The sequence below is a fragment of the Kitasatospora sp. NPDC088346 genome, from assembly GCF_044740765.1.
In the GTDB taxonomy this organism is placed as follows: Bacteria; Actinomycetota; Actinomycetes; order Streptomycetales; family Streptomycetaceae; genus Kitasatospora.
This window is the reverse complement of record NZ_JBIURH010000079.1, coordinates 1-22,282: the sequence shown is the minus strand read 5'-3', so window position 1 is coordinate 22,282 and position 22,282 is coordinate 1. Positions and strand designations below refer to the sequence as shown.

General features: G+C 69.5%; 12 protein-coding genes and 4 pseudogenes. 8 read left to right on the top strand and 8 right to left on the bottom strand.

Features of this window, described 5'->3' with window-relative positions; translation table 11 throughout:
* Nucleotides 1-313 precede the first annotated feature (313 nt).
* Nucleotides 314-1,987, bottom strand: a complete 1,674-nt coding sequence (locus tag ACIOFR_RS39545; protein ID WP_401005265.1) for a helicase associated domain-containing protein — start codon at nucleotides 1,985-1,987, stop codon at nucleotides 314-316.
* A gap of 247 nt (nucleotides 1,988-2,234) precedes the next feature.
* Nucleotides 2,235-2,777: pseudogene (locus tag ACIOFR_RS39540) on the bottom strand (TetR/AcrR family transcriptional regulator); the annotation flags it as partial.
* A gap of 105 nt (nucleotides 2,778-2,882) precedes the next feature.
* Here ACIOFR_RS39540 and ACIOFR_RS39535 point away from each other — a divergent pair.
* The 4 genes and pseudogenes from ACIOFR_RS39535 to ACIOFR_RS39520 all read left to right on the top strand — a co-directional run bounded on the left by ACIOFR_RS39535 (nucleotide 2,883) and on the right by ACIOFR_RS39520 (nucleotide 5,279).
* The gene (locus tag ACIOFR_RS39535; protein WP_401005263.1) at nucleotides 2,883-4,106 is read left to right on the top strand and encodes an alpha/beta fold hydrolase; all 1,224 of its coding nucleotides are present in this window, start codon (nucleotides 2,883-2,885) and stop codon (nucleotides 4,104-4,106) included.
* 62 nt (nucleotides 4,107-4,168) lie between these two features.
* Nucleotides 4,169-4,573, top strand: a complete 405-nt coding sequence (locus ACIOFR_RS39530; RefSeq protein WP_401005261.1) for a nuclear transport factor 2 family protein — start codon at nucleotides 4,169-4,171, stop codon at nucleotides 4,571-4,573.
* Nucleotides 4,574-4,851: 278 nt separating this feature from the next.
* On the top strand, nucleotides 4,852-5,040 hold the full coding sequence (locus ACIOFR_RS39525) for a hypothetical protein (RefSeq protein ID WP_401005259.1): 189 nt from the start codon (nucleotides 4,852-4,854) through the stop codon (nucleotides 5,038-5,040).
* A 144-nt stretch (nucleotides 5,041-5,184) separates the two neighbouring features.
* Nucleotides 5,185-5,279, top strand: a pseudogene (locus ACIOFR_RS39520).
* 190 nt (nucleotides 5,280-5,469) lie between these two features.
* Here ACIOFR_RS39520 and ACIOFR_RS39515 read toward each other — a convergent pair.
* The 4 genes and pseudogenes from ACIOFR_RS39515 to ACIOFR_RS39500 all read right to left on the bottom strand — a co-directional run bounded on the left by ACIOFR_RS39515 (nucleotide 5,470) and on the right by ACIOFR_RS39500 (nucleotide 11,538).
* Nucleotides 5,470-6,078, bottom strand: a complete 609-nt coding sequence (locus ACIOFR_RS39515; RefSeq protein WP_401005257.1) for a hypothetical protein — start codon at nucleotides 6,076-6,078, stop codon at nucleotides 5,470-5,472.
* A 211-nt stretch (nucleotides 6,079-6,289) separates the two neighbouring features.
* The gene (locus ACIOFR_RS39510) at nucleotides 6,290-6,898 is read right to left on the bottom strand and encodes an SMI1/KNR4 family protein (RefSeq protein WP_401005255.1); all 609 of its coding nucleotides are present in this window, start codon (nucleotides 6,896-6,898) and stop codon (nucleotides 6,290-6,292) included.
* A 172-nt stretch (nucleotides 6,899-7,070) separates the two neighbouring features.
* Nucleotides 7,071-7,184 (bottom strand): annotated as a pseudogene (locus ACIOFR_RS39505) (transposase); the annotation flags it as partial.
* A 415-nt stretch (nucleotides 7,185-7,599) separates the two neighbouring features.
* Nucleotides 7,600-11,538 carry a hypothetical protein gene (locus tag ACIOFR_RS39500; RefSeq protein WP_401005253.1) on the bottom strand — a complete coding sequence of 1,313 codons (3,939 nt, stop codon included), beginning with the start codon at nucleotides 11,536-11,538 and terminating at the stop codon, nucleotides 7,600-7,602.
* A gap of 662 nt (nucleotides 11,539-12,200) precedes the next feature.
* Between ACIOFR_RS39500 and ACIOFR_RS39495 the strand changes: the two genes are divergently transcribed.
* The 3 genes from ACIOFR_RS39495 (at nucleotide 12,201) to ACIOFR_RS39485 (ending at nucleotide 20,788) form a co-directional block, all read left to right on the top strand.
* Nucleotides 12,201-19,229 (top strand): polymorphic toxin-type HINT domain-containing protein, encoded by a 7,029-nt coding sequence (locus ACIOFR_RS39495; protein WP_401005252.1) that lies wholly within the window; start codon nucleotides 12,201-12,203, stop codon nucleotides 19,227-19,229.
* 9 nt (nucleotides 19,230-19,238) lie between these two features.
* Complete coding sequence (locus tag ACIOFR_RS39490) at nucleotides 19,239-19,538, top strand: hypothetical protein (RefSeq protein WP_401005250.1); 300 nt, start codon at nucleotides 19,239-19,241, stop codon at nucleotides 19,536-19,538.
* Between the two features lie 483 nt (nucleotides 19,539-20,021).
* Nucleotides 20,022-20,788, top strand: a protein-coding gene (locus ACIOFR_RS39485; RefSeq protein WP_229913224.1) for an IS5 family transposase whose coding sequence is annotated in 2 segments (ribosomal slippage) — nucleotides 20,022-20,313 and nucleotides 20,313-20,788 — 768 coding nt in all. Because the reading frame shifts where the segments join, the coding sequence is not laid out codon by codon here.
* A 15-nt stretch (nucleotides 20,789-20,803) separates the two neighbouring features.
* Here ACIOFR_RS39485 and ACIOFR_RS39480 read toward each other — a convergent pair.
* Nucleotides 20,804-21,295, bottom strand: a complete 492-nt coding sequence (locus ACIOFR_RS39480; RefSeq protein ID WP_401005248.1) for a hypothetical protein — start codon at nucleotides 21,293-21,295, stop codon at nucleotides 20,804-20,806.
* Nucleotides 21,296-21,332: 37 nt separating this feature from the next.
* Here ACIOFR_RS39480 and ACIOFR_RS39475 point away from each other — a divergent pair, with 37 nt between their 5' ends.
* Nucleotides 21,333-21,743 (top strand): transposase, encoded by a 411-nt coding sequence (locus ACIOFR_RS39475; RefSeq protein WP_401005246.1) that lies wholly within the window; start codon nucleotides 21,333-21,335, stop codon nucleotides 21,741-21,743.
* Nucleotides 21,744-21,754: 11 nt separating this feature from the next.
* Here the strand turns inward: ACIOFR_RS39475 and ACIOFR_RS39470 are convergent.
* Nucleotides 21,755-22,282, bottom strand: a pseudogene (locus ACIOFR_RS39470) (hypothetical protein); the annotation flags it as partial.

Below are 22,282 nucleotides of genomic sequence, written 5' to 3'. Positions count from 1 at the left end.
GTCTCGACGAGGATGTCCTCACCCGGGTCGCCGATCCGGACCATGAGCGCATCGTGAGGGACATCATCGCTCAGGCCACCGAGATCGCCGGGAAACTTCAGCGCGCCACCCAGTGCTGACGGCTGGACGGCTGCTGACACTCGGTACGCAGCACCGCGTGTCACGGACGACGAAAGCCCATGTCGGATTCCTGCAGACCACCACAGGTCAGCGACCGGCGGAGGTCTGCCCTGGGGGACGGCCTTCCGGTGCTTTCTCCGGGCCCCGGCAGCCTACCGCCGGGCAACCACACCAGCGCGGCCGGGACGGCCCGCTACGCCCACTCGACGCCGTGCTCGGCGAGCTGCGCCAGCTGGCCAGGCGTCAGCTTCGCCCGGCGGGCCTTCTGGTTGTTGAGCCAGGTACCCGGCGCGAAGTACGACACGACCACCTGCTCCTCACCGCCGGGGCTGGCCTCCACGGCCTCTACCGGCTCCTTGCGCGGGCGACGCACGATGGCGTGGCGCTCCCGCTCCACGAACTGCGCCAGCGCCGCCAAGCCCTGGGCGAACCGGTCCGTGCGGGACACCGTCGGCTCCGCCTCAGCAGCGGCCTTGGCGGCCACCAGCTCCTGGTCCTCCTCGACGCCGACCGCCGACAGCAGGTCCCGCTGCTCCTCCTCCAGCGCCGGCCACTCCGCCCGGACCCTGACCATGAACCGGCCTACCTGCTCGCCCTCGAAACTCGGTCTCCATCGGGAGGGCCGGCCAGTCGGCCCGCCGTCCGACTCCAGCCACCAGGGCCTGGCCCCGACATACGCGCGCTGCCAGGTGATCGGCCAGGCGGGGCACCAGAAGGGGTCGATCTCTTCCAGCGCCCGGCGCTGCTCCGGTGCCAGCGTCCCTGGTTCGTCGGCCGGGATCTGTGCCGCCGACCTCGGCTCGGACAGCCAGGGCCAGGGTGACGATCCGGTGCCGGGGCAGGTGCTGGGGCGGTGTCGCCCGCCGGGGCTGAGCCCGATGCCCGCCGCGGTGACGGATTCGAGGGTGCCGAACAGGCCGGCCCGCCGGTCGGCGCGGCCGTCGGCGCCGCACAGCACGTCCACGCGCAGGGTGCTCCAGCTCAGCCAGGGCGCGATCCTGGCGAGGTGTTCGGCGTCGTCCGGTCCGTCGGGTACCCAGGAGCCGTGGCCGTCGCGCGGCCGGGCCGCGGTGTGGTGGAGCTGCTTCTCGTCGCCGTCCAGGTGCAGGGCCCGCCCGGCGCGGCGGGCGCGCCGCTGCGCGGCCACGGCGCCGGGCGGCCGGGGCGGTTCGCCGTCGCCGTCGCCGGGCAGCACCGGGAACGCCGTGCGCAGCAGGTCGTCGGCCGCCTCGAGGTCGCCCGCACCGCCGGTCGCCGGTGGGCCGGCGGTGAACCTGAACCCGTCGTGGGGGGAGAGGGCGGCCTGTTCCTTCTCGATCTTCGCGACCAAGTGGGCGGGGGCTTGGAGGACCGCGCTGTAGGTGGGGCCGGCGGTGTCGCCGCCGCTCCACGACACGTAGTCGTCCACCCGGCGGTGGTCGTGGGCCACGAGCGGGCCGAGGACCGGGCACGCGGCCAGGTAGGCGACCGGCGCGTCCCGGGTGCCGGTCAGCGGCCAGTTGCGGACCAGCAGCAGGCGGGTGGCGGCGCCGGCGGACTCGGCTTCGAAGTCGGCCTCCAGTCGGGCGCACATCGCCTCGATTGCCGCCGGCCACCACGGCGCCGGTTCGCGGTTCGCCCATGCGGTGGGGTTGTCGTATCCGGCGCCGAGGGTGCGCGGCGGCGGGGGCAGCCGGGTCATGTCCGCGACGCGGGCGCCGGCCAGCCGCTCGGCGGCGGCCGCGCGCGTCAGCTCGGCGGCCTGGCCGGCGGTGCGCCCGCGTGGGCGCGCGCCCAGCCACACCCCGCACACCAGCGCCCCCACGTCCAGGTCCGGCCCGCCCCCGTAACCGCGGTGCCGGGGCGCGGTGTCGACGGCGGCGCTCACCCCGTCCGGCGCGCGGCGCTGCCCGGGGCCGGCCGAGCTGCGTACCGCGTCGCGGGCGCCGTTGTAGGCCTCGGCCGGGGGGGCGGTGGGCGGCGTGGCCGGCGAGGAACGCCCGCCGGTCGTTGCCGAGTTGGAGCCAGGCCGCGGCGAGGGCGTCGGTGGCGAGTGCGGGGTTGGTGCGGGGTCTCCCCGGTGTGGCGCGCCCCCTTATGACCAACGGTCGGTTGCCGAGTAGTCGGTTCACGAGGAGTTCGGGGTAGCCGGAGGCTGGTGGGTCGATGCCGAAGATCGCCCGGATGTAGAGCGGTGCGATGAGCTGGTCGAGGATCTGGTCCAGGGGCGGGGGGTTCTCGCCGCGGGCCGTGGCGCGTTCGCGGATGTTCTCGATGGACTGGAAGCGACGCCGGAAGTGCTGGTCGCGCTCGGTCTGTGCGTCGGCGCTGCCCGGCATGGACAGGGCGACGGCGCGGATGAGGAGGCGGCCCTCGGGTGTGCGGATGCTGTCGACGCCGGCCCGTACCCAGGCGGTGAGGTCGCCGCGCAGCCTGCCGGTGTCGTTCAGCGGTGAGTTGCGTTCGAGTCGGGTCGTGACGACGTCGGCGAGCAGGGCCTCGCGGCCGCCCCAACGTCGGTAGATGCTGGTGTGGTTGACGCCGGCGCGTTGGGCGATGGCGGGGATGGTGGGGTCGGCGCCGTCGGAGGCGGTCAGCAGGTCGATGACCGCCCGGTGGACGGCTGCGCGGACCTGCTCGGGGCTCTTGCGGATGCGTTCGGAGGGTTGTTTAGGCACCTCCTCACTCTACGCGCTAAGCACAGATATTTGCTTAATGGCGGCCCAGGGGTCTACAGTCCTCATCACAAGCACAGATCAGTGCTTAACGCCGAGGAGGCCGTCATGAAGAACCTGCTGTTCCCGAACAACACCCAGTTCTGGTACGAGACCCTGCGCTCGATGAGCCACATCGCCTACGGCGGCGCCGACTTCGGCGAGGTCGTCGCCACCGGCGAGCGCATCGTCGAGGGCGACTACGACAGCTGGCACACCGAGTGGCTGGCCACCGCGGACCGGGTGGCCGACGAGGCCGAGCGCGCACTGAAGACAGGTCACAAGGTCAGCGCCCGGGACGGGTTCCTGCGGGCCTCCAACTACTACCGATCGGCCGAGTTCTTCCTGCACGGCAACCCGTGCGACCCCCGCCACGACCACGCCTACGACCGCAGCGTGGCCTGCTTCCGGGCGGCGGCCGCGCTGTTCACCCCGATCATCGAGCCGGTCGAGATCCCCTACGAGGGCACCACCCTGCCCGGCTACCTCTACCGGGTGGACACCACCGGCACACCGCGCCCGACCGTGATCATGCACTCCGGCTTCGACGGCACCGCCGAGGAGATGCACTTCGGTGGCGCCCTGGCGGCCCTGGAGCGCGGCTACACCGTGCTGGCCTTCGACGGCCCCGGCCAGCCCGGACCGCTCCACCACCAGGGCCTGGTCTTCCGGACCGACTGGGAGAACGTCATCACCCCCGTGATCGACTTCGCCGAGACCCTCCCGGAGGTCGACAACAGCCGGATCGCGCTGCTGGGCTCCAGCATGGGCGGCCTGCTCGCCCCCAGGGCCGCGGCCTTCGAGCACCGACTGGCCGCCTGCATAGCCGTCGACGGCGTCTTCGACCTCGGACAGGTCTCCGTCCGCTTCACCCCCCACGACCGCGAGGAGGCCGAGCGCCTGCTGCGCGCCGAGCACGCCCCCGAACTCGACGCCGCCCTCGACGCGGTCATCGCCGACAACGCCACCGCACGCTGGGCGTTCAACCACGGCATGTACGTCATGGGCGTCGACACCCCCCGCGCCTTCGGTGCCGCCTACCTCGACCACACCCTCGCCGACGGCATCGCCGAGAAGATCCAGTGCCCCACCCTGGTCTGCGACGCCGAAGAGGACGAGTTCTTCAAGGGCCAGCCCGCACAGCTCTACGACCACCTCACCTGCCCCAAGACCCTGATGCACTTCACCGTGGCGGAGGGCGCCGGCGCCCACTGCCACCCCGGCGCCATGCGCCTCGCCCTGGCCCGCATCTACGACTGGCTCGACGACACCCTCGCCACCACCAGCGCCTGACACCCGCCCCGCCAGGCACCGCACCGCACAACCCCATTCGAAACCGCTCTCAGGGACCTGCCATGACCCCCACCGCCGTCCACACCGACATCCGCACCGCCCTCACCGACCTGCTCCTCACCCCGGGCCTGGACCTGGCCGAGGCCGCCGAGCGCCACTTCGCCCCCGACTACCGCCAGCGCACCGACGGCAGCTGGGCCGACCGCACCGAGTTCCTCGCCCACATCGCCCACCTGCGCACCGTCCTGGCCGGCGGCTCGGTCCAGGTCCACGAGGAACTCACCGACGGCACCCGCTACGCCGACCGCCACACCATGGAGGTCGACAAGATCGACGGCTCCACCGTCCGCATGGAGGTCTACCTGTTCGCCGAGTTCGCCGCCGACGGCCGCTTCCGCCGCATCGAGGAGACCACCCTCCTGCTCGAAGGCACCGACAGTGACCGTGACCTCGGCAGCGCCCGCTGAACCACGCCTCACCGATACCCGGTGCCGATCCGTGCGGGTCGCCGTGGCCCGCGACCCTGCGAGCGGCCGGACGTCATCGGTGTGACGCCGCGCGGGGCCTGGCCGAGCGCGACGGGCAATCGCCCAAGGCTGCGGCCGGGCGCGGGCGGCCGTCCCGGGGGCGGGGCCTGACGTGTGCCGCTCCGGCGGCCGCGGTCCTGGCCGAGCCGGCGGCGCAGGGCTGGACCGCGACCTACCTCGCCGCCCGTCTGCGCACGAGCGCCGCAACCGTGGCAGCGGTGCGCGACGGGTCCCGCCGCCGGATCGCCATCGCGCTGGACCTGCGCATCCACCGGCTGCGGGCGCGCCTTGCGGCCACAACCCCCGCCGCCGAGGGGATCCGGGCCGGCGACGCGGCCCGCACCCGCACCCGCGCCTCCGCCCGCGTCCGGGCGTCGCGCCACCGGGCGGCCCGGGCCGCGGCCTGACAGCAGGCCACCGCCGTATCCGTGCCGGGCCGGGGAGCCTGCGCCGACCGGGCGGAGCGCTGTGGTCAGCCGGGTGTCAGCACCCGGTCAGGCGTCCGGGGCATCCTGATGGCACGTCAGGGAGCGAGAGATGTTCCCGGACGGGGAGAGGTGCCCGGAGCGGTTCATCGGGTGCCTGGCCAGCGATGGCCGAGCAGGGCCCCCTGGGGCCCGCGCAGGTTCGAATCCTGCCCTCTCCGCCCCCACGACCCCCGCCACTGGTCTGCGGCCGCGTCCCGCACCGGACCACGGCTCCTCGCAGCGGGTCCGCGGCCCGTGCGAGAAGGGCCGCTGCAGACAGGTGCTCAAGGCCGCCGTGCGCCTCAACTCCGGGCACGTGACGGGATACCGGTTCCGGCGGCCCGTCGCCCGCACCAGCGGCGGGGTGGGCTACCGGGCCAAGGTCGTGCTCACCCGGTGGTCGGGGGTGTCGAGCCAGGGGTGCTGGCCGGTGCGGTCGACGGTGAGGCCGAACCGGGTGAAGCCCGGCCTGCCCTGGGCGTCCCACCAGCGCCAGGCGGCCTCGACCTCGTCCCACAGCGACCGCGGCCCGGCCTGCACGACCTCGTACCCGGTGCGGCCGGGTTCCCAGTCGGCGCTGGCCCAGGTGCGGGTGTCGGCGCTATCGTGCAGCCACAGGGTGTAGGTGCCGTCGTCGTAACGCTCGCTGCGCCAGAACACGTGGGGGACCTGCAGGCCGATCGCGAACTGCTCGATCCAGCCGCCGGTGTGGGCGGGGGAGAGCGGGGTGGTGGAGCGTCGGCCGTCGGCCGGCCACGGCCGGCCTTTCAGGTAGGCGTCGAACGGCGGCCGCACGCCGCGCTGGGAACGCATGCGCATGAACGCGGACGAGCGGGTGAAGCGGCCCTCGGCGGTGCCGCCTTCGGTGACGGTGAGGCGGGCGACGGCCTCACCGCCGTACTCGGTGCCCCACGGCACCACGATCAGCCCGCCGGGCACGATCTGCTCCACCCACGCCGCCGAGACGTCGACGACCATCACGCGTTGATCAGGCGCGATTGCGGCCCAGCGGACGACGAGACCGCCCCGGCCACCACGTAGAGAGGCGCAGCCGTCCGGCCGCAGTCGATCTCCTCTCCCTCGGCATCCCGGTCCGGGAGAGGGCCGTCGGCCACGAACGTCTGCGCTTGTGGTCTCATCCGCGAATGATCGACCGCTGTGGCTGGCTGCGACAAGGTGCTCTGGCGGGTCACACGGTGATGGGCTGCCAGGTGAGATCAAGTGCGCCGTCGATTGCGGCGGTTCTGGGTTCCTGGGAGCCGCCTAGGGCTGCGTGGCTCAGCAGCGCGGGCGTGCTGGCCTCCAACGCATGGGCGACGTCCTGGAGCATCGAAGTCACCGCGGCCCACTGGGGAACGTCCAGGATCCAGGTCTCGTGGTCCCAGAGGAGTACCGCGCCGTGGGTGTCACCTGGGCGCATGTCGACGACCAGCCCGTCGCCGCCGGGGCTCAGCGCGATCGGCATGAACTCACGCTGATAGCGCGTCTCGGGCTGGCCGTTGTCCTCGAACGACTCGCCTTCCTGCTCGGCGACCAGGAGCCAGATCTCGTGGGTCTCCAAGGCCTCGTCCAGCGGGACTGGGGCGAATGCCTCCGGAATCCAGTAGCTCGCGCTGACACCGGGCAGCAGCCACCAGGCCCGCAGATCGGCGGGCAGGGGCAGGCCGAGGTCCGCCTCGAAGGCGTCCAGACGCGCGGCATCCGACGCTGGCCTTGCTCGGCCGCCTTGGGTGTGCGCGGTGAGCCAGGTGCCGATGCGGCTCCATGTGGTCGGGACGTCGTGATCAGCGGTTGTCATGGCGGGCAGTCTGCCCCACCGGGGTGTCAACGGCCGAAGCTGTGCAGCACTCTCAGCGAAGCAACTGGTCAGCCCGCGATTGCGCTGAGAGCTGGTGCGGGGAAGGCGGTGTCTTCGTCGAACCGTTCGTGGTGCTGGAGCTGTCCGGGTAGGCGGGTAGGCGGGTAGGCGGGTAGGCCTCGAGGCCGCGGGCGTCGGCGAAGCGGGTGTGGTCGTCGCCGACCTCGGCCAGGACTCGGGCCGCGAGCTGGATGCCCAGGCCCGGGAAGGACAGCAGAATCTCCGAGCCCCCTGGCCTGTTCCCCGACCGGGGAGTCCTCGGTGAGGGGGCAGGCCGGATCCGGGCTGGCCTGGCTGCCCCCGCTCCTGTGAGGGGCGGACGGACATGCGGGGCAGGCGACGCACCCGTACCAGACCCCGCTCTCGCGAGGCGGGCAGTGTGGACCCCAAGCGCAACTCCCCACCAGCGACGAAGCCGGCCGACAGGAGGTACGCATCACCAGGACTACCAAGAGAGCAGGCTCGCCTGAGGAAAACGAAGCGTTGTTTCCCGTGCCCGCCAGGCTGAAACCGGTTCCTTGAGCCCTTCCTTGACCCATGCACCAGGCTGCTGGTGTCCGAAGAGAGAAGCTTGGGTGCGGGGCTGCCCGGGCCAAGTCGGCCCGGGCAGCCCTGAACACGTGGTTGTAACGCGGGCGTGGCTAGTTGACGGTGCCGGACGCCCAGATCGGCCATCCGTCATAGCGGTAGATGACCAGGTTGCCGTCCGGCTGCAGGAACATAGTGTCGCCGGGCGACGCCATACCGACAGACCACAGTCCGGTGCCGGCGATGTGGGCGGGTTGCTGGTAGATGCCGAGGTTGCCGTCACCCTGGAGAGTCAGCACGGCGTTGGGATAGCCGCTGCTGCCCTGGCTCCACGTGCCGCCGGCCGCTTCGGTGATGGTGAGGAGTCCGGAGTTGAATCCCATGGTGGCGCGGGCGGTGGTCCAGGCGCTGCCGCTGCCGTAGTTGGTGTCGTCGCTGGGGAACAGGACGTAGCCGGGAGTACCGGACAGCAGCGCGACCTGGCTGGGGTTGAGGGTCGTCCCGGCCCAGGTCTGGACGTTGGAGACTGCTCCCTTGAAAGGGCTGATGTGGCTGCCCTGGTACAGATAGTCGCCTACCCGGAATCCGCCGGTGAACCCGGCCACGGGACTGTGCAGCCCGGCGACCGTTTCAATTCCGTTCAAGTACAACGCCATGACGTTGGACGTGCGGTTGTAGCTGACGGTCAGGTGGGTCCACGTGCCGATCTGAACGAGACCGCCGCCCGCGCCGGCGTGGACGCAGTCATACGCCCACGCGCTGTTGTCGGTCTGCGACATGCAGAAGTACCACTGCTTGCTCGCGCTGTCCGCGTAGACGATGAAGCCCGCGGACTGGGTGCCGTCCTGGGAGAGCAGCACGCCGCCGGTCGCATCGGCCTTCACCCACGCTGAGGCCGTGAAGTCCGCCGAAGGCGACAGGGCGGCGGTGCTGCTCATGACGCCGGTGCTGGTGCCGTTCAGGCGCACGTCGGGGTTGAAGATGTCCTTGGTGCTCCAGGTGGCGCCGGCCTGCCCGGTCAGAGGGGTGGTGCCGGTGGTGTCCTTGGCGGTGGTGACGGCCGTGCCGTTGGCGGTGCTGTCGTTGAGGGCCCAGGTGTGGGTGGGCGTGACGAGGGTCTGGTTGGCGGTGCTGCTGAGGGTGGTGCCGTTGAAGAGGTAGGGGGACGCCTTGCCGCCTGCGTCGACGGCCCAGAGGTCGGGGGTGCCGTTGCGGTCGATGTCGGCGGCTTGGAGGACGGGTTTGGTGGTGGCGTCCCAGCCGGTGGCGGCGAGTTGGAGGGGGGTGGCGGGGTTGCCCATGGGGAGGTCGAGGAGGTTCTGGGGGCTGTAGTAGTAGAGCTGGCCGCTGGTGTCGTTGCGGGCGAAGAGGGCGGGCAGGCCGTTGATCAGGGTGGTGGTGATGGTCCAGCCGGTCCAGTTGCCGGTGCCGGTGGGGTTGGTGTCGGTGATGGGGATGGCGCCGGCGGTGCCTGCGAAGGCGCCGGGGGCGACGGCGGCCTGTTCGACCTGGAGGGAGCCGTCGAGGACCAGCATGAGCGCGGGGAAGCCGTTGACGGGTTCGTCGTTGAGGGTGTTGTAGAGGGAGCCTGCGTTGGCGATGCGGGTGGCCTTGGAGCCGGAGCCGGTGGTGAAGGCCTTGTCGATGACCTTGACCGCGGCGCCGGAGGCGGGGGAGAGGGTGGAGCCGTCGCCGCTTCCGAAGAGGACGGTGCCGGTTCCGGTGGCGGGGCTGTAGGCGAGGACGTCGTTGAAGCCGTCACCGGAGGCGAAGTGGCCGACGACGGCCTGCAGGCCGTTCCAGTCGGTGGGGCTGCCATTGGTGCTGATCGCGGTGCCTTGTGCCCCGATGTTGTCTGCGGCGGAATTGAGTGTGTTCACCGTCGTACCGGAGGACAGCCACAGGCCTGCCGGAAGGCCGGCACGGTTGCCGACGACCGCCAGGTCGGGGTGCGCGTCGCCGGTCAGGTCGTTCTCCGCCGCGGTTGCGGGCGCGGTGGCGTTCAGGACGATGTTGGCGGAGTCGCCGATGTTCCCACCGGCGGAGACCGCCGTCACGGTAAGGGTGTTGACCCGCCGCGTCGGCTTGATGGTCACGGTCGCCTTGCCGGAGGACGCGGCGACGGTGGCAGGGGCTGCGCCGTTGAGCTGGTAGAGGTAGCTGGAGGGCGCGGTGCCGGTGGGGTTCGCCGTGACCGTGAAGGTGGCGGCGGCCCCGACCGTGTAGGAGCTGCCCGGCTGGGAGATGCTCGGTGCGCCTGGGACGGTCGGATCGAACGTGAAGGTGCAGGTGGCGCTTGTGGGGCTGTTGGCGATGCCGTCGCTGGCGAGAACGTTCCAGGAGAAGTCAGTCGGCGAGCTGCCCGCCGCAGCTGCCAGCGTGGCCCTGGGGATGAGCAGCGAGGCGGTGGTGCCGGAGGTCGCGTACAACGTGGTGGTGGTGCTGGAGGCGACGACGGCCCCGGTTGAGGTCTTGACGGCGGTGAACGCCACTCCGAGGGTGCCGCCGTCGGGGTCGCTGACGCCGGCGTAGAGGGTGACGTCACCGTTGCCGATCACGGTCGGGGTTCCACCGCAGGAGGTCTGCGGCGAGGTGGTGAGGGGCGCCGGTGTGTTGGGGGTGTGGTTGTAGGTGGTGGACATGTACATCGTGGACGGCTGGAACTTCTTCCACGCGTACTTGTCCGACTCGTCGGAGGCCTTGAGACCGAGGGTGACGTCCCCCCAGCTTCCGTTCGCTGCGGACTGCATCAGCGAGGTGGTGTCGAAGCCGACGGAGGCGGTGGGGCAGCCGCTGGAGTAGCCCTTGGCGACGGTCTGGGTGTCGCTCCTGCCCGTCCAGTTGGGCTGGTTGTTCCAGGTGGTGGCGGAGGAGATGCCGCCGGTCCACCACAGTTCCACCGGGGTGGCGGTGCAGGAGGGGGACCAGGTCTCGGTGGCGTAGAACCGGGAGGTGGTGACCTGGGCGCCGTAGATGCTGCTGGGGACACCCATCCGGGCGTAGGCGCGGCCGACGTAGTTGGGGGACTCCCAGCCGTTGTAGCCGACGCGAAGTCCCGTGGCGTCCGAGGTGTGCCAGTAGCTGGTGGTCGGGAAGGCGGAATTGACGTAGGTCCAGTCGTACAGCGGGCTGCCTGCGCTGGAGTAGGTCGGGTCGATGTAGAGGGGCCAGACGGTGTTCTGGCCGGTTAGGAGTGCGGGGTCGGGGGTGAGGGTGATTGAGCTGGCGTTGACGGCCGCGGTGAGGGGCGCGGTGCGGGCGGTGGCGCCCGGGGCGGCGGCGCTGGAACGCGCGGGGCTGCCGCTGCGGGCGTCGAGGGTGGCGCCGGTGGTGGGGTCGGTAACGGTGGGGGCTGTGGTGTCGAAGCTGGAGTCCCACACGCCGCGGACGGGGGCGGGTGCGGAGAAGACCACCTTGCCGTGAGGGTCCTTGGCGGCGATGTTGCCAGCAGGGTCCGCGGTGAGGCCGACGCCGGCAGTCTTGGTGGTGAATGCGAGCGACCTGAGCGCGGGGTTGGCGGCGGCGGTGGCGTCCTTGACCACGAGGACTTCGGAGAAGCCGCCCTGCGCGTCGGCGGTGACCTTCAGGTCCACGCCCGAGAGCACGCTGTAGGTGGCGGTTGGCCCGTCGAGTACCGGGGCCGGGAGGGTCTTGGTGAGCGCGTCCGGCAGGGTGATGGACAGGGAGCGGGTGCCGGACTTCATGACGGCGAGGGGGCCGTTGCCGCCCTTGGAGAGGGTGAGGTCGCTGGTGGTGAGGGCGGGGGCTATGGAGCCGTCGGCGCGCTTGGCGAGGGTTGCGTCGAGGGGCTTCCAGGTACCGTCCTTGCGCTTGCGGACCGGGGCGAGGGCCTGGTTGAGGGTGAGGGTGCCGTCGGGGTTGGCGGTCAGCTGATCTGTCGCGGTGGTAGCAGCGTCGACGGGGACGGCCTGGCCGGTGGCGCGGGCTTTGGCGGAGGCCTGGTCGGCCGTCAACGCGGCGGTCGGAGCGGTCTTCGGGGCGGCGGTCACGGGGCCGGCGTGTGCGGGGGCGGCCAGGGCGGTGAGCGTCATTGCGGTTAGTGCCCCGGTGAGGGCCGCCGCGAGGATGCGGCTGCGTGGTGTGGGTACTGGCACGGGAAGGAGCTCCGCCTCTCACAGAGTCGTGTCGGCGCTGCCTGCGGCAGCTTCGCGGGAAGACTTGCACGTCAGAACCCATCACTCGAACGCGCTTTCCTTCGCTGCGACGGGCCCTTGAGAGGATTCCTGACGGTATGTCGGATATGCCGCTTGGAAAACTTGATAAAGCCTTTGCCAAGCCGATGGTGACGGTCCACGCCGGAACGGCCTCCGCGGGGAAGGTGAAGGCAACAGCGATCACCCGGCGAGCAGGCCGGTCGACTCGACGCGCAGGATTGCAGATCCTTTGTCCCCTATGGGGTCATAAGTTCTGGGTAAAGCTTTTCCCAAAGCGGCAGCTGAGGGCCCATCGGATGGTGACTTGCAGTCAGGTGACTTGCCATAGTCGACGCACCCGGCGGTGATCACGCCGGTGTTCCGTGCTGCCTGCGCGCAGCTGACCACAGAGGTGCCACGCGCCAATGCGCATACCCGTCGACGCCCGTCGACCACGCACACCCCGTAAGTCGCCCGCATCAGGGCGCTCCTGGCTGCCCTTCATATCCGTCACGGCTCTTCTGTCCGCACTGCTGGCAGCGCCCGCCTACGCCGCCCCCATGAGCGGAGGGCCCCTGCCTGCAGCGCCTTCTGCCAAAGCAGTCAAGGGCGTTCACAACCTCGACCCGAAACCAGGCCAGGCACCCGGCGGAGAGGCCCGCAAGACCTACACCCCGCATGCCACCGCCTGGCCGAAGGCCACCAGCGGCAGCGCACACCTCGCGGCCCCATCGGACAAGTCCGACGGTGCGAAGCAGGCGGTGACCGGTACTCCGGTGTGGGTCCAGGCCGCCAAGCCCGCGGCCGGTGCCTACCAGGGGCCCGGCGAGGTCGGCATCAGCGTCCTCGACCGTCAGAAGTCGGCCGACCTCGGCATCTCCGGCGTGCTCTTCACCGTCAAGCCCACCACCGCCGGGCAGGGCAGCGTCAGGGTCGGCGTCGACTACTCCACCTTCGCAGAGGCCTACGGAGGCAACTACGCCTCCCGCCTCCACCTTGTCTCGCTGCCGGCCTGCGCACTGGCCACGCCCGAGGTGCCCGCCTGCCGGGTCCAGACACCGCTCACCACCCAGCGGGATGCGAAGACGGCGTCCGTGTCGGCCGAGGTCGACCTCGGCACCCCCGCCACCGTCACCAAGTCCTCCACCACCCAGGACTCACACCGGGCAACTCCCGCCACCTGGTCCGGCGAGAGCACGACTGCTCTCCAGGCCTCCGCCGCGGCGGCACCGCAGGTGCTGGCCGCCACGGACTCCACCGGTCAGGAGGGCGGCGCGAGCGGCAGTTACGCCGCCACCCCCCTCGCACCCAGCGGCAGCTGGAGCGGCGGCGGCAACAGCGGCTCGTTCACCTACTCGTACCCCATCGGAACCCCCGGCGCCTCGACCTCGCTGACACCGAAGGTCTCGCTGGGCTACGACTCGGCCGTCGTGGACGGCAAGACCGCGTCCACCCAGGCGCAGGCCTCCTGGATCGGCGACGGCTGGTCCTCGCCGGACTCCTACATCGAGCAGACCTTCACCTCCTGCGCCGACAAGCCGGAAGGCACCGCGTCGCCGTCCGAGACGAGTGACGAGTGTTATGCCGGCCCGATTCTGACCCTGTCGCTCAACGGCGCGTCGTCGGCGCTCATCTGGGACGCGGCGAAGTCCGTGTGGAAGCCGGCCAACGACCGCGGTGAGAAGATCACCCACGTCACCGGCTCCAACAACGGCACCGGCACGTACAACACCGACTACTGGACGGTGACCGACCGCTCCGGCACGGTGTACTCCTTCGGCCTCAACCAGCTGCCAGGCTGGAGCGCCGGCAAGCCGGTGACCAACTCCGTCGACTCCATGCCGGTGTACTCCTCGCACCCCGGTGACCCCTGCTACAACGCCGCGGGCTTCACCTCGTCGGCCTGCACCATGGCCTACAAGTGGCACCTTGACTACGTCAAGGACACCCGAGGCCAGGCCATGTCCTACTGGTACAACCAGGACACCAACTACTACGGCCAGAACAACGGCGCCTCCAACACCAAGTACGTCCGTGACTCCTACCTGGCGCGGATCGACTACGGGTTCAACGACGGCGGCGCCTTCGGCACCGTCCCCGACCAGGTGGCCTTCACCACCGGTACGCGCTGCACCGCGGCGACCTGCGATCCCATCTCGGCGGCGAACGCGGGCACCCAGTACCCGGACGTGCCGTTCGACCTGATCTGCAACAGCGGCGCGACCTGCACCTCGCACGCGCCCGCGTTCTTCTCCACCGTGCGCCTCAAGCAGATCACCACCAGCCAGTACTCCGTCCCGGCCGGCAAGTACCTGCCGGTGGACACCTACGACCTGACACAGTCCGAACCGCCGACCGGTGACGGCACCTCGCCCACCCTGTGGCTGGCATCCGTCACCCGCACCGGCAACGACACCACCGGCGGCGGCTCCAGCAGCCCGGTCACCCTGCCGCCCACCGTCTTCGGCGGCACCACGATGCAGAACCGGGTCGACACGACCAACTTCCCGGGGATGTTCCGCTACCGCCTCACCTCCATCACCGGCGAGCTCGGCACGGTCACCGGCATCACCTACGGCCTCCCCAACCCCTGCACCCCCGCCTCCATCGCCTCCGCGAACCCCTCCACCAACACCGCCTCCTGCTACCCGGTGAACTGGACGCCGCCGTTCTACAGCGCCCCGGTCACCGACTGGTTCCAGAAGTACGCCGTCACCCAGGTACTCGAAGCCGACCAGACGGGCGGCGCCACCACCAAGGCCACCACCTACAGCTACGGCGGCGGCGCGGCCTGGCACTACGACGACAACGAGCTCGTCCAGCCCAAGTACCGCACCTGGGGCCAGTTCCGCGGCTACGCCTCCGTCACCACCTACGGCGGTGACGGCGCCAACGACCGCAAGACCAAGAACACCGCCAGCTACCACCGCGGCATGGACGGGGACTACCTGACCCCGACCTCCACCCGCACCGTCGCCCTCACCGACTCCCAGGGCGGCACACACACCGACAGCGACCAGCTGTCCGGCAGCCAGCTGGAAGCCACCACCTACAAGGGCGACACCGGCGCGGTCGAGAACCTGACCATCACGTCCTACTGGATCTCACCGGCCACCGCGACCCGCAACCGCACCGGCCTGCCCGCCCTGAAGGCCACCACCGTCAAGGACGCCGAGACCTACACCCGGCAGGCCGTCACGTCCTCCGGCACCACGACCTGGCGGGTCGGCGAGACGGACAACAGCTACGTCGCCGACCCGGCCGACGTCAACTTCGGCCTGCCGACAACGAGCTACACCCACACCGTTCCGGCCATCGCAGCCTTTGACCGCTGCACCACCTCCACCTACGCCCCGGCGAACACCGCCCTCAACCTGGTCGGCCTGGTGGCCTCCCAGGAGAGCGTGTCCGTGGCCTGCGGCGGCTTCACCCAAGGCACCACCGCCTCCGTCCCGGCCGGCTACAACACCCTCACCGCACCGGCGACAGTCAACCGCCCGGCGCAGGTGATCACCGCCACCCGCACGTCCTACGACGACACCACCTTCAGCACCACCTTCCCGCAGAGCGCACCACCGACCGTCGGCAACCCCACGATGGTGCGCACGGCCGTCGATTACACCGGTGGCGCCTACAGCTGGGTGACCAGCAAGCGCACCACCTACGACGCCTACGGTCGTCCCCTGGTCGCCTACGACGCCAACGGGAACGCGACCACCACGGCTTATACGGTCGATGCCGTCGGCCTGACCACCGGCAGCACGGTCACCAACGCCAGGAACCAGAGCGTGCGGACGACCCTGGCCCCGGCCCGCGCACTGACTCTCGCCGCAACCGATGTCAACGGCGTCACCGCGTCCAGCCAGTCCGACGCACTCGGCCGGCTCACCGCCGTGTGGGCCAACAGCCGCACCAGCCCGGAGCCGGCGAACGCCAAGTACACCTACACCGTCTCCAACACAGGACTGTCCGGTGTCACCACCGACAAGCTGAACGATTCCCTGGGGTACGCGACCTCAGTGACGCTCTACGACTCCCTCGGTCGGGTGCGGCAGACCCAGGCGCCGACGCCGCAGGGCGGCCGGTTGATCACCGAGTCGTTCTACGACTCCCGCGGCTGGGTCCGCAAGCAGAACAACGCCTACTGGGACTCCGGGACGCTGCCCAACCTGGTGCTGGCCTCGGCGCAGGACTCGCAGATCCCCAACCAGCAGGTCACCACCTACGACGGCCTCGGCCGCGCGGTGCGGACCGACTCCCTGAAGTACGCGGCGGTGCAGGAGAGCACCACCACCGTCTACGGCGGTGACCGCACCACCGTGGTGCCGCCGGCCGGCGGCACCGTGAAGACCACCGTCACCGATCCGCTGGGCCGCACCGCCGAACTCGACGACTACACCGCCCGCCCGACCGTCACCCCGCCCGCCGACACCTTCACCGGCACCTACACCCTCACCGGCGGCACCAGCCAGGCCATCACCTACGGCTTCGACGGCCACGGCAAGCAGAACACCGTCGCCGCCAACGGCTCCACCTGGACCACCACCTACAACCTGCTCGGCCAGGCCACTGCCAAGAACGACCCCGACGCCGGCAACAGCACCATGCAGTACGACGACGCCGGCAACCTCCTCCAGACCACCGACTCCCGCGGCAAGAACGTCAGCTCCACCTACGACGTCCTCAACCGCAAGACCGCCACCTACACGGCGCCGACGACCGGCCAGACGGCCGCGAACAAGATCGCATCCTGGGTCTACGACAACGACAACAACGCCGTCGCCTCGATGGGCTACCCCGTCGGCCACGCCACCACGACGACGTCCTACAGCGGCGGCGCCGCGTACGTCACCCAGTCGCTCGGGTTCAACAAGTTCGGCGAATCCCTCGGCGACACCATCACCATCCCGTCCGCGACCGAGGGCACCCAGCTCGGCAAGAACTACACCTTCAAGCACGACTACACCACCACCACAGGCCTGCCCTACAGCGACGTCTACCCCCTCGGCGCGGGCCTGCCGGCCGAGACGGTCCTGCACTCCTACGCCACCGCCCTCGACCTCCCGAACGGGCTGGCCACCGCCAGTTACGGGTACGCACAGGGAACCACCTACGACGCCTACGGCCGGGTCAACCAGACCACCATCGGCGCCCCGGGCAACCTCGGCTTCATCACCAACACCTACGACGACCACACCGGCCGCCTGACCGACCAGCTCGTCTCCCGTGCCGCCATCGGCCCCGCCGTCGACGTGGACAAGCAACACTACGACTACGACAAGGCCGGCAACATCACCCGCCAGGTCTCCACCCGGCAGGGTACGACCTCCGAGACCCAGTGCTACGGCTACGACCAGCTCGACCGCCTGACCCAGGCCTGGACCGCCACCGACTCCTGCGCCACCGCCCCCACCGGCGCCGCGCACTCCCAGGTCGGTGACGCCATCACCGGCGGCGCCTACTGGACCGAGTGGGCGTTCGACCCGCTGGGCAACCGCACCAGCCAGACCGAGCACTCCACCACCGGCGGGACCGACACCACCACCGCCTACACCTACAACGGCAACGGAACCGGCCAGGCACACACCCTGACCTCCGCCACCGGCGGCACCGCCCTGCACTACGACGCCGCAGGCAACACGACCACCCGCACCACCCCCGCCACCGGCACCCAGACCCTCGCCTGGGACGACGCCGGGCGCCTCACCTCGGTGACCGGAGGCACCACCGGAAACTCCACCTACGTCTACAACGCCGACGGCCAGGTCCTCCTCCAGAAGGACACCGGCACCACCACCCTCTACCTGTCCGGCCAGCAGATCACCCTCAACACCACCACCAGCGCCCTCACCGGCACCCGCTACTACCCGCTGCCCGGCGGCGGCACCACCGTCCGCACCGGCACCAGCACCAACTACCGCTTCGAGATCGCCGACCCCCACGGCAGCGCAGGCCTGATCCTCGACAACACCTGCCAGAACCCCACCTGGCGCCAGTTCACCCCCTACGGCGCACCCCGCGGCACACCCGCCACCTGGCCCGACAACCGCGGCTTCCTCAACGCCCCCACCTCCACCGCCAGCAACCTCACCACCCTTGGAGCCCGCCAGTACGACCCGGTCACCGGCCGCTTCATCAGCCCCGACCCCCTCTTCGACCCCACCGACGCACAACAACTCGGCGGCTACAACTACGCCGGCAGCAACCCCATCACCAAAAGCGACCCCACCGGCCTCTTCAGCGTCTGCCTGGACGACTGCCACGGGAAAGCCGACCCCGTCCGCACCGGCACCGACCCCGGCAACGGCGGCACCGCCGCCTACACTGACGGCGGCCCCATCACCACCGGCGGGTGCAGCGCGAACTGCGGACCACCCAAGAAGGACAAGAAGAAGCGCAGCTTCTGGGACGGTGTCATCGACACCGGAGCTTCCATGGCCATGGGCGCCGTGAAGCCGTTGGCCGACCTCGGCGGGTGCTTGAAACTCCGCGACGGGGCCTGCGAGAACCTCGCCAAGGACGTTGTGGATGCCGCCAACCCCATGGGCGCGGCAGTCGAAAATGGAATCGACACCTATCACGCGGCTGAAGAGGAAGTAAAGAACGGCGAGTACGCCTACCTCGGCGGACAGATCACCGCCATGGTTGCCGTCGGCTTGGTTGCCAAGAGGGTCATGCCTGTACCTGCCGCTGCCGCAGCGACAGCGGAGGCGGGAGAGACAGGCTACTTCGGGCAGCTTGCGGCGAGGCTCAAGGGCCTACTCAAGGGCGGATGCAGCTTCGCCCCAGAGACCCTCGTCCTCATGGGGGACGGCACCACCAAACCGATCGCCGACATAGTCGCCGGTGACCAAGTCGCATCTGCAGACCCAGCCACGGCAGTCGCCCAAGACCCCCACACCGTCACCGCAACCTGGGTCAACCATGACGACGACCTCATCGACCTCGCCGTCCAGCCCGAAAACGGCGTCTCCGAAACCATCCACACCAACGCGGATCACCCCTTCTGGGACGACACCACCCACTCATTCGTCCCCGCCGGAAAACTGACAACGGGCCACGACCTTCTCACCGACAAGGGCGCACACGTCCTCGTCACCGCAGTCGGCATAAAGCCCGGCTCTGCAAACCTCCACAACCTGACGGTCAACCAGCTTCACACGTACTATGTGCTGGCGGGCACCACGCCGGTCCTGGTACACAACAGTTGCCCAACACCTGCCGATGTCGCGCGAGACCCGGAAGGAAATATTGTTTACCGGGCCCTTGCCGAGGGCGAGAATCCGTCGGTGGGACTGACGGCGCGGGCTCCTGGCAACGCCGGTGTGTCGCCACTGTCGCATGTTGCCGGAAAAAAGATGTCACCCTGGATTTCTTCAAGCTATGATCCGGACATTGCCTTTGTGAAATACAATAAGGGTCACGGGGTGGTGGCAATTGATCTGCGCCGCATGCAATTTAGGTATGCGGATATTTCTGATGGGCCATTCCCGTCAAGTCGGAGGCACAGCGCCTATGCCAGGAAGGACTCTGAGGTGCTATTCTGGCAAAATGTGCCAGCGGATGCGATCGTTGGCTCCTGGCCGTAGGAGGTTGTTTTGGAAGGGTTGCTGGAGCTGCTAGATGCGGCCTGGGATGATGAGTCGGGATTCCTTGGGAAGCTCCGGTCGGGGCAGTTCGATCTGGACGCAGGTGAGGCCTACGTGGCACTGCTTTCACAGATCCCACAGCCCGGTGAGATGGTCGATTCGAGGCTCGTGAAGCTCATCTGGTTCGCTCCGATGTTCATCGAGTGGCAGATGGAAAGGGCTGCGCGTGGAGCTGACGAGGCCAGGCAGCTGACTCGTATTTCCACCCAGGTTCACGAAACAGTGGCAGGCATTCTAGGAACTCCGTGACAATGCTCTCCAGATGGTCGTAGATTGCGGTTGCGGCTACAAGTCTCCGGCATCCGCCTGTGCGCGATGAAGGAATCTAATCTGGTATGCAGAAAGCAGCCCCGCCGGGTTTTCCGACGGGGCTGCTTTGGTCTCTCGTAGGAGCCTGACGGCAGTAGTTGACGGCAACGTCAGCAGGCGGGGGCTGCACAAGTCGGCGGTTCGTCGCCGTCGCCGTGCTCGCTGGCGGACTTCGAGGGTATGCGGAGGGCGTGGCCGAGGAGGTCGATGGCGTCGCGCTGGAGGCGGAGACGGACGTGTAATGGTGACGTCGGGTATTGAAACTGTCCGAATACCTGCCGCGCAGAGCCGGCTCGGGCGGGCTTTGAGCTCGTAACACGATCTTGTGAATCGGTGCAGGTCGGCCGTAACCGGTACGACGATTGAGCTGTTCGTGATGGCGTGAGCACCAAGCCGTGGGCCGTGGATGACGAGTTGTGGGCGATGATCGAGCCGGTCCTGCCGGCCTGGCCCGAGCGGTCACCGGGACCGAAGCCCGTGTCGGACCGGCTCTGCCTGCAGGGCATCCTCTTCGTTCTCCACACCGGGATCCCGTGGCAGCAGCTGCCCCTGGAGCTGGGCTTCGGCTCCGGCCAGACATGCTGGCGGCGCCTGGAGCGCTGGCAGGAGGCCGGCGTCTTCGACCTGCTGCACCGGATACTGCTCGCCGAGCTCAACGCGGCCGGCGAACTGGACTGGAGCCGCGCGTGCGTGGACGCCTCCCACGTACGCGCGAAAAAAGGGGAGCCGCGACGGGCCCGTCGCCGGTCGACCGCCGCAAGACGGGCAGCAAACACCACCTGATCTGTGACGGCGGTGGCACCCCGCTCCACGTGATCACCACCGCGGCCAACGTGAACGACGTCACCCAGACCCTCGCCCTGGTGGACGGAGTACCGCCGGTGGCCGGCCGGGTCGGCCATCCCCGCAAGCGCCCCGACGCCCTCCTCGGCGACAAGGGCTACGACAGCAACCCCAACCGGCGCGAACTGCGCAGACGCGGGATCCTGCCGGTCATCTCCCGCAAGGGGCAGCCCGACATCAAGGGACTTGGCAAGCTCCGCTACGTGGTGGAGCAGACCTTCGCCCTGCTCCACCAGTTCAAGCGACTGGCCATCCGCTGGGAACGACGCCTCGACCTTCACAACGGCCTCGTCTCCCTGGCCTGCTCACTGATCTGCTGGCGCCGCCTCAAGAAGGCTGCCCCGTGATCGTGTTACGAGCTCTTACAGGTAGTCGAAGAAGCGGTCCCACCATGTCCGTGGCCCGTAGTAGGACCCGAGGTTGCTGTCACCGTCGTATCGGGTCCAGAGCAGGTGCTCAGAGACGGCGATGTAGCCGAGTGCTTCGAGTTGGTCATCGATGCGGCGACGGTCGCTGCTCTCGAAGAGGATGCCCTCTTCCTCCTCGTCATAGCTTCCAGGGTTCCCCAGCGTCACGGCGACGAGGTTGCCGAAGTTGCTGACCCTGATGGCGATGTGGTCGCCGCTGGCCGTTGCGGTGATGGGGACGACGATCGTCCCGTGGTGGCTGGCGTCCTGGACACCTCGATCGACGCTGCAGGTGCAGCGGAACCGCTGGTCCAGCGTGGCTGCGAGCTGATCGAATTGGGCTCGCGTCGCGGTGTGGTCGTAGTTCCGAGGGAACTCGATGTGGTCGGGATCGTCGAGGCCCCTCAGCAGAGCCCAGATGTGCTGGTCATTGAGGGGCATGGTCATCGTCTCCGTGTTGGACGGAGGGCCTTCGCCCTGATGGGTGGACACGCTGATACTGGATCTGCTTGATCCGGAGGAAGCGAGAGCACCGCCGATGGCGATGAAGGACTACTCGGACGAGTTCAAGGCCGATGCCGTGGCCCTGTACGAGTCCACGCCCGGGGCGACGTACAAGGACATCGCCACTGACCTGGGCATCAACAGGGAAACGCTGCGTGAGTGGGTGCTGAGGGACCGGGACCGCCGCGGTACCGCGCCCGCGAACGCCCGTCGGGGCGGGACACCGCCGCCTCGGGTAGGACGGCCGGCTGCGTCGGCCGATCCGGACGAGCGGATCCGGCAGTTGGAGGCCCGGGTGGCCGAGCTTGAGGCTAGCGAGCGGAAGCTGGCCACCGAGCGGGACATCCTGCGTAAGGCGGCCAAGTATTTCGCCGGCGAGACGAACTGGTGAGGAGCCGTAACTTAACTACTGCCTGCTTCGATCTTGAGGTCGTGACGCTCGATCACGTCCTTCAGCACGTCGATGCTGCGTGGCGGGTGGGTCCGGCGGTTGACGAGGATCGAGGTCATCTCAGTTCCTCCGAAGGCCAGGAGCGGCCTGCTGGCGTGGGCGTGGTAGGCCACGGTGGTCTGTGGGCGCCCGAGGAGTCGGGCGATCAGGGTGATCGTGACGGTGTTGCGGGAGCTGAGGAGAGCGGCCAGCACCCGATGACGATGGTTCAGGACGCCGAAGCCGGGGTTGCGGCCCCGCCGGTCGCGGCCCTCGGCCTGGCGGTTTGCTTCGGCCAGGAGGTCCCGGCAGGGCTCGAGCCGGTGGACGAGTTGGTCGAAGCGCTCGCGGCTCATGCCGGTCAGAGCGGGATGGGTGAGCAGATGGGTGGCCTCGGGCGGGATGTGTGCTTCCCCTCGTAGCGTGGAGTCGTGACCCGATAAGGAGTTGAGGGTGGGGAAGCGACGTACGTACGACGCCGAGTTCCGGGAGGGGGCGGT

Bases quoted from the DNA above. Each gene is read 5' to 3' on its own strand.
- ACIOFR_RS39535 (WP_401005263.1), top strand. From the start codon at position 2,883: ATGAAGAACCTGCTGTTCCCGAACAACACCCAGTTCTGGTACGAGACC.
- ACIOFR_RS39530 (WP_401005261.1), top strand. From the start codon at position 4,169: ATGACCCCCACCGCCGTCCACACCGACATCCGCACCGCCCTCACCGAC.
- ACIOFR_RS39515 (WP_401005257.1), bottom strand. From the start codon at position 6,078: ATGGTCGTCGACGTCTCGGCGGCGTGGGTGGAGCAGATCGTGCCCGGC.
- ACIOFR_RS39500 (WP_401005253.1), bottom strand. From the start codon at position 11,538: ATGACGCTCACCGCCCTGGCCGCCCCCGCACACGCCGGCCCCGTGACC.
- ACIOFR_RS39495 (WP_401005252.1), top strand. From the start codon at position 12,201: ATGAGCGGAGGGCCCCTGCCTGCAGCGCCTTCTGCCAAAGCAGTCAAG.
- ACIOFR_RS39480 (WP_401005248.1), bottom strand. From the start codon at position 21,295: ATGACCATGCCCCTCAATGACCAGCACATCTGGGCTCTGCTGAGGGGC.
- ACIOFR_RS39510 (WP_401005255.1), bottom strand. From the start codon at position 6,898: ATGACAACCGCTGATCACGACGTCCCGACCACATGGAGCCGCATCGGC.